We start from the raw sequence: 5,957 nt of genomic DNA, 5'->3' as shown, positions 1-5,957 counted from the left end.
CGCAGAAAATGCGCGGAGCTCGGCAAAAAGGACAGACAGCGCCTTGCCGACGCCGTGCATCGCTTCCGCTGCCGCCCCTCGGGCACGGAAGGCCTGAAAAAGGCCGAAGCCGCAGCGGGCGGCGTGCAGCTCTCCGGCCTCACGCGACGCCTCGAAAGCAAAAAGGTGCCGGGGCTCTACTTCTGCGGCGAAATGCTGAACGTCACGGGACTGCTCGGCGGCTACAACATTCACTGGGCGCTTGCGAGCGGTTCGCTCGTCTCCTCCGCGCTTGCGGGCGAACGCGGCTCCCGCCGCTAGCGGCCTGCGCTTCCCTCCCCGATGCGAGCCCGCGCCCTGCGCTCAGACCGTGTTTCCGCGTTTTCCGCCCCCGGCAATTCTCTCTTTTCCGCCGAAGCCTTGCCCTTCAACGATTCCGCTCTGTAACGGACTGTAACGAACGTTGACAATTCTGTACCCTTAGACTAAGCAAGAGTGTAAAACATGCAGTCAGTCCGCGCTTTTCCCGGCAAAAGACATGGCCGCATGCCCGGCGGCAACCGGCATCCGACACGCCATCCTTCCCTCCGCCTGCCGGCGGAGAAGGCCTCTTTCCGGCGGGGCTTCCGTCCCCCGCAAGCCGCGCCCGGCACGGTTGCGCCCGCACCTGCTTTCCTTCCGACGGGATTCTCCCGTCCGGTCTGTTTCCTTCCGGGAAACACAACTTTGACAAAGGACCACGGATGAAAATCATTGTGATAGGTTCGGGCTACGTGGGGCTGGTGACGGCCGCATGCTTTTCCGAAGTCGGGCTCGACGTGTGGTGCATGGACACCGACGCCGCAAAAGTCGCCAAACTCAACGCCGGCGGCTGCCCCATCTATGAGCCCGAGCTGCCGGAACTGCTCGCCCGCAACGCCGCGGCCGGACGACTGCACTTCACCACCTCTCTGGAAGAATCCCTCAAAGACGCCGACGCGGCCTTCATTGCCGTGGGCACGCCCGAAGGCGAAGACGGCAGCGCCGATCTCACCTACGTGTGCAACGCCGCCCGTTCCGTGGGAGAGCTCATGAAGGGCGACCTTGTGGTGGTGGTCAAGTCCACGGTGCCCGTGGGCACCTGCGCCAAGGTGGAGGCCATTCTCCGCGAGGAACTCAGCGCCCGGGGCGTTTCCTTCAACTTCGACGTGGTTTCCAATCCCGAATTTCTCAAGGAAGGTCACGCCGTCAACGACTTCATGATGCCCGACCGCGTCATCATCGGCGTGGAAAGCGACCGCGCACGCGCCATCATGAGCGAGCTGTACCGCCCCTTCATGATGACCGGCGACCGCATGCTGTTCATGGATCGCGCCTCGTCCGAGCTCACCAAGTACACGGCCAACGCCATGCTCGCCACGCGCATTTCGTTCATGAACGACATAGCCAATCTCTGCGAGCGCGTGGGCGCCAGCGTGGACATGGTGCGCAAGGGCATAGGCATGGATCACCGCATCGGCCCCAAGTTCCTGTACGCGGGCTGCGGCTACGGCGGTTCCTGCTTTCCCAAGGACGTGAAGGCTCTCATTGCCACCGCCGCCCGCTACGGCTACGACATGGACGTGCTTCAGGCCGTGGAACGCGTGAACGCCCGGCAGAAAACCGTGCTTTTTGAAAAAATTTCCCGCCACTTCGGCGATTCCCTCAGGGGCCGCACCATTGCCGTGTGGGGGCTCGCCTTCAAGCCCGGCACCGACGACATGCGCGAGGCTCCCTCGCTCGTGCTCATCGACGCGCTTCTCAAGGCAGGCTGCGCCGTGCGCGTGTTCGACCCCGTGGCCATGGAAAAATGCCGTTCCCTGCTCGGCGACGCCGTGTTCTTCGCGCCCGGCATGTACGAAGCCGCGAGCGGTGCGGACGCCCTCGCCGTGGTCACCGAATGGAAGGAATTCCGCCTGCCCGACTGGAAGAAGCTGCGCGCAGCCATGAAGAGCCCGGTCATTTTCGACGGACGCAACATCTACAGGGAAGAGAGCCTCAAAAACGCCGGATTCACCGGATACAGAATAGGCTGATCTCTCGCCTGACTTTTGCGGCGCTCCGCGCCTCCCGGCTCCTTCTTCCGCGTGAACGAGGAGCCGTTTGCATGAAAAAGGACTGCTTATGAACATTCTCGTTACCGGCGCGGCCGGCTTCATCGGCTACTTTCTCTCCCGAAGGCTGCTCGACATGGGCCACAGCGTGACGGGCATAGACGAAATCAACGACTACTATTCCCCCCGCCTCAAGACGGCCCGTCTGGCCAGGCTCGGCGTGACCGGAGAAACGGACTACGCCGTCTGCGCGAAAAGCGCCTCGCATCCGGGCTTTCGCTTCGTGCGCCTGCGCCTCGAAGACCGCGAAGGCCTCGAAAAGCTCTTTGCCGAAGGCGCGTTCGACGTCGCCGTCAACCTGGCCGGTCAGGCAGGCGTGCGCTACTCCCTGGAAAATCCCTTTTCCTACGTGGAGAGCAACGTGTACGGCTTCGTCAATCTGCTGGAGTGCTGCCGCCGCCATCCGGTGAAGCATCTGCTTTTCGCCTCCTCAAGCTCCGTGTACGGCGGCAACGAAAAAACGCCCTTCAGCGAAGAAGATCCGGTGAACACCCCGGTGTCCCTCTACGCCGCCACCAAGCGCTGCGACGAGCTCATCGCCCACGTGTACGCGCATCTCTACCGCATTCCCTCCACGGGCCTGCGCTTCTTCACCGTGTACGGCCCCTGGGGCAGACCCGACATGGCTCCCGTGCTCTTCGCCAGGGCCATTCTCGCCGGAAAGCCCATCAAGGTGTTCAATAGCGGCAACCTCTCGCGCGACTTCACCTACATCGACGACATCATCGAATCCGTGGTGCGGCTCATCGATCACGCGCCCGAGGGCCCCGTGCCCACCGACATCTACAACGTCGGCTGCGGCCATCCCATGGCCCTCATGGACTTCATCAGCATTCTGGAAGATTCGCTGGGCAGAAAGGCCGAAAAAATCATGATGCCCATGCAGAAGGGCGACGTGTATCAGACCTGGGCCGACACCTCGAAGCTGCAGAAGATCACCGGCTTTGCACCTTCCACGCCCCTTGCCGAAGACATCCGCCGCTTTGCCGAGTGGTACCTCTCCGACGAGAATCCCATCCGGGAAGATTAGCCGGCCGGACGCCTTCCGCGCGTCCGGCACCCCGCGGCGCGGCCCTTCCGGCCGAAGCCCGTCCGCTCCCACCCCCTCACGCGGCGCAAGGCGCCGGGGAGAACGATCATGACCAGCCAGCAGAACCAGACCGCCTCCTACGATCTGACCATACTCGTTCCCGTTTACAACGAAGAAGACAACATGCAGGCCCTGTCCTCGCGCCTCGCCGCCTACCTGCCCCGCGCAAAAATGTCCTCCTGCGTGCTCTTCATCAACGACGGCTCATCCGACAGCAGCGGCGAAAAAATCCGCGCCGCCTGCGCCGAACACGAACACTTCTTCTTCATCGAGCTTGCCCGCAACACGGGCCTCAGCAGCGCGCTCAAGGCGGGCATGGATCAGGTGCTCTCCCCCTACCTCGCCTACATCGACGCCGATCTTCAGACCGCGCCCGAGGAACTCGATCTGCTCACGCCCTTCCTCGGCGACTACGAGCTCGTCACCGGCGTGCGCGCCAACCGCAAGGACACCGGCTTCAAGAAGATTCAGTCGCGCATCGCCAACGGCTTCCGCCGCATGATGATCAAGGACGGCGCGCGCGACACCGGATGCCCCCTCAAGGTCATGCGCACCGACCTGGCCCGGTCCCTGCCCTTCTTCAAGGGCATGCACCGCTTCTTTCCCGCGCTCATTCAGCTTGAAGGCGGCCGGGTGAAGCAGGTGAACGTGTCGCACTTTCCCCGCGTGGCGGGCGTTTCCAAGTTCAACCTGTGGAACAGGCTGCTCTCGCCCTTCGTGGACTGCCTCGTCGTGCGCTGGATGCAGAAAAGACACATCGCCTACAAGATCGCTTCCGACAACCTCAGGCACGAATAGACCGCCGAAACGCGCCGCGTTCCGGAACGCCCCGCCGCCGCAACGCCTGCCGGGGCTGCGCAAGGAATCATCATGAAGGAATATCTGCTCGTCACCGGCGTGGGCCTGCTCGCTCAGGGCTTCTTTTCCCTGCGCATGCTCCACCAGTGGATAAAAACCGAACGGGCGAAAAAAATCATCTCCCCCTCGCTGTTCTGGGTGTTCAGCATCTGCGGGGCCTACCTGCTCATGCTCTACGGGTGGCTCAGAAACGATTTCGCCATCATTCTCGGGCAGTTCATCTCCTACTACATCTATCTCTGGAACCTCAAGGCCAACGGCATATGGCAAAAATGCGTGCTGCCGCTGCGGCTCGTGCTGCTCCTCACTCCGCCCGCAGCCGCGGCCAGTCTGGCCCTCGGCGGCGCCAACATTGCGCAGACGCTGTTCAAGAATCCCGACATTCCCCTGCCGCTGCTCGTCTTCGGCTGCATAAGTCAGGCCCTCTTCACGCTGCGCTTCGTGTATCAGTGGTGGTATTCCTCGCGGCATCACGTTTCCGTGCTGCCCATGGGATTCTGGGTCATCAGCCTCACCGGTTCCGTGCTCATCTGCCTCTACGGCGTGCTCAGGCTCGACATCGTGCTCATTCTCGGACAGGCCCTCGGACTCGCGGCCTACGTGCGAAACATCGTGATCGGTCTGAAAAGCGCGCGCTCTTCTTCCGAACGTCCCTGACGCCCCCGACAAAGGCCTTCCCATGAAACAGCGCATCGTTCTCTACGTCTTTTCCCTGCTCGTTCTGCTGCCGCTCGTGTACGTGTTCGGCACCAGCATCATGGAGGCGCGCAATCTCATTTCTGCGCAGTCCATGGCGCTCGACGGCGACTGGCTCATTCCTCACCTGTTCACCGAAATCCGCCTCAACAAGCCGCCGCTGCCCGTGTGGCTCACCGCGCCCGTCTTCCTGTTCGACGCGCATCCCTCCATGTTCGCCCTGCATCTGCCCGTCATTCTCGTGACCGCGCTGCTCGGCGTGTTCTGCTTCGATCTGCACCGCACGCTCTTCAAGGACGACAAAACCGCCTTCTACGCGGGGCTCGTCGTTTCCACCATGCTGCTCACGCTCAAGCTCGGCACCACCAATTCCTGGGACATCTACTCCGTGGTGTTCATGACCGGTGCGCTCGTGGGACTGGTGCGGCAGGAGCGCGGCTGGCTCATCGCCGGCGTGCTGTTCATGGCCGCCTCGGTGCTCAGCAAGGGGCCCGTGCAGCTCTACACCATGCTGCTGCCCTTCCTCGTCACGCTTTTCGCCTTCCAGCGCTCGCTGCCCTGGAAGCGGCTGGCCGTCATTCTTCTCGGCGGCTGCCTGCTCGGTTCGCTCTGGTATCTCTACGTGTACCTCGCCGTGCCCCGCGTGGCCGCCACCGTGGCGCAGGGCGAAGTGAGCGCCTGGAGCAACATGCACACGGCCTCGTTCTTCTTCTATCTGTCCTTTCCCGGATTCGCGGGAGCCTGGGCCCTGCCCTGCCTCGCCGGACTCGGCAGCCGCTGGCTGAACAAAGAAGACGGCAGAAAATACGAAATCAAATTCCTGCTCTGCTGGTTCCTGCTCTCCCTGCTGCTGCTCTCCCTTGTGCCCGAAAAGAAGGAACGCTATCTCATGCCCGCCATGGTGCCGCTGGCGCTGCTCACGGCGCAGGTGCTCCGGCACTGGGTGAAGGGCCTCGAAGAAAACACCCTCTCCCTTCTGGAAAAACGCATCATCACCGTTCACCTCGGCCTCGGCACGCTTGCCGCCGCGGGCATCTGCCTGTTCATCGCCTGGAGTCACCGCGACTTTGCGCTCTACGCCTCCCTGTTTGCCCTGCTCTGCCTCGCGCTCGGCGCGGCCGGACTCAAGTTCCCGCGCTTCATCGTGCCCGTGACCTGCGTCATGGTGCTGCTCGTGGCGCTGGCCGGATTCCGCATGGGCT

At 62.8% G+C, this 5,957-nt stretch carries 6 protein-coding genes; all 6 read left to right on the top strand.

Annotated elements, in window-relative coordinates:
• Positions 1-300: NAD(P)/FAD-dependent oxidoreductase (locus ACZM96_RS06980; RefSeq protein WP_489488152.1), on the top strand; the 300-nt coding region annotated here is incomplete at its 5' end.
• A 422-nt stretch (positions 301-722) separates the two neighbouring features.
• On the top strand, positions 723-2,033 hold the full coding sequence (locus ACZM96_RS06975; protein WP_489488151.1) for a UDP-glucose dehydrogenase family protein: 1,311 nt from the start codon (positions 723-725) through the stop codon (positions 2,031-2,033).
• Positions 2,034-2,121: 88 nt separating this feature from the next.
• Positions 2,122-3,141 carry an NAD-dependent epimerase/dehydratase family protein gene (locus tag ACZM96_RS06970; RefSeq protein WP_489488149.1) on the top strand — a complete coding sequence of 340 codons (1,020 nt, stop codon included), beginning with the start codon at positions 2,122-2,124 and terminating at the stop codon, positions 3,139-3,141.
• Between the two features lie 108 nt (positions 3,142-3,249).
• On the top strand, positions 3,250-3,999 hold the full coding sequence (locus ACZM96_RS06965; RefSeq protein ID WP_489488148.1) for a glycosyltransferase: 750 nt from the start codon (positions 3,250-3,252) through the stop codon (positions 3,997-3,999).
• A 72-nt stretch (positions 4,000-4,071) separates the two neighbouring features.
• Positions 4,072-4,716 carry a lipid-A-disaccharide synthase N-terminal domain-containing protein gene (locus tag ACZM96_RS06960; RefSeq protein ID WP_489488147.1) on the top strand — a complete coding sequence of 215 codons (645 nt, stop codon included), beginning with the start codon at positions 4,072-4,074 and terminating at the stop codon, positions 4,714-4,716.
• A 22-nt stretch (positions 4,717-4,738) separates the two neighbouring features.
• A partial coding sequence (locus tag ACZM96_RS06955; protein ID WP_489488145.1) for an ArnT family glycosyltransferase occupies positions 4,739-5,957 on the top strand: 1,219 nt, incomplete at its 3' end.

The organism is Mailhella sp., assembly GCF_057866825.1.
This window is presented reverse-complemented; position numbering and strand designations above follow the sequence as displayed.

Bases quoted from the DNA above. Each gene is read 5' to 3' on its own strand.
- ACZM96_RS06970 (WP_489488149.1), top strand. From the start codon at position 2,122: ATGAACATTCTCGTTACCGGCGCGGCCGGCTTCATCGGCTACTTTCTC.
- ACZM96_RS06975 (WP_489488151.1), top strand. From the start codon at position 723: ATGAAAATCATTGTGATAGGTTCGGGCTACGTGGGGCTGGTGACGGCC.
- ACZM96_RS06960 (WP_489488147.1), top strand. From the start codon at position 4,072: ATGAAGGAATATCTGCTCGTCACCGGCGTGGGCCTGCTCGCTCAGGGC.
- ACZM96_RS06965 (WP_489488148.1), top strand. From the start codon at position 3,250: ATGACCAGCCAGCAGAACCAGACCGCCTCCTACGATCTGACCATACTC.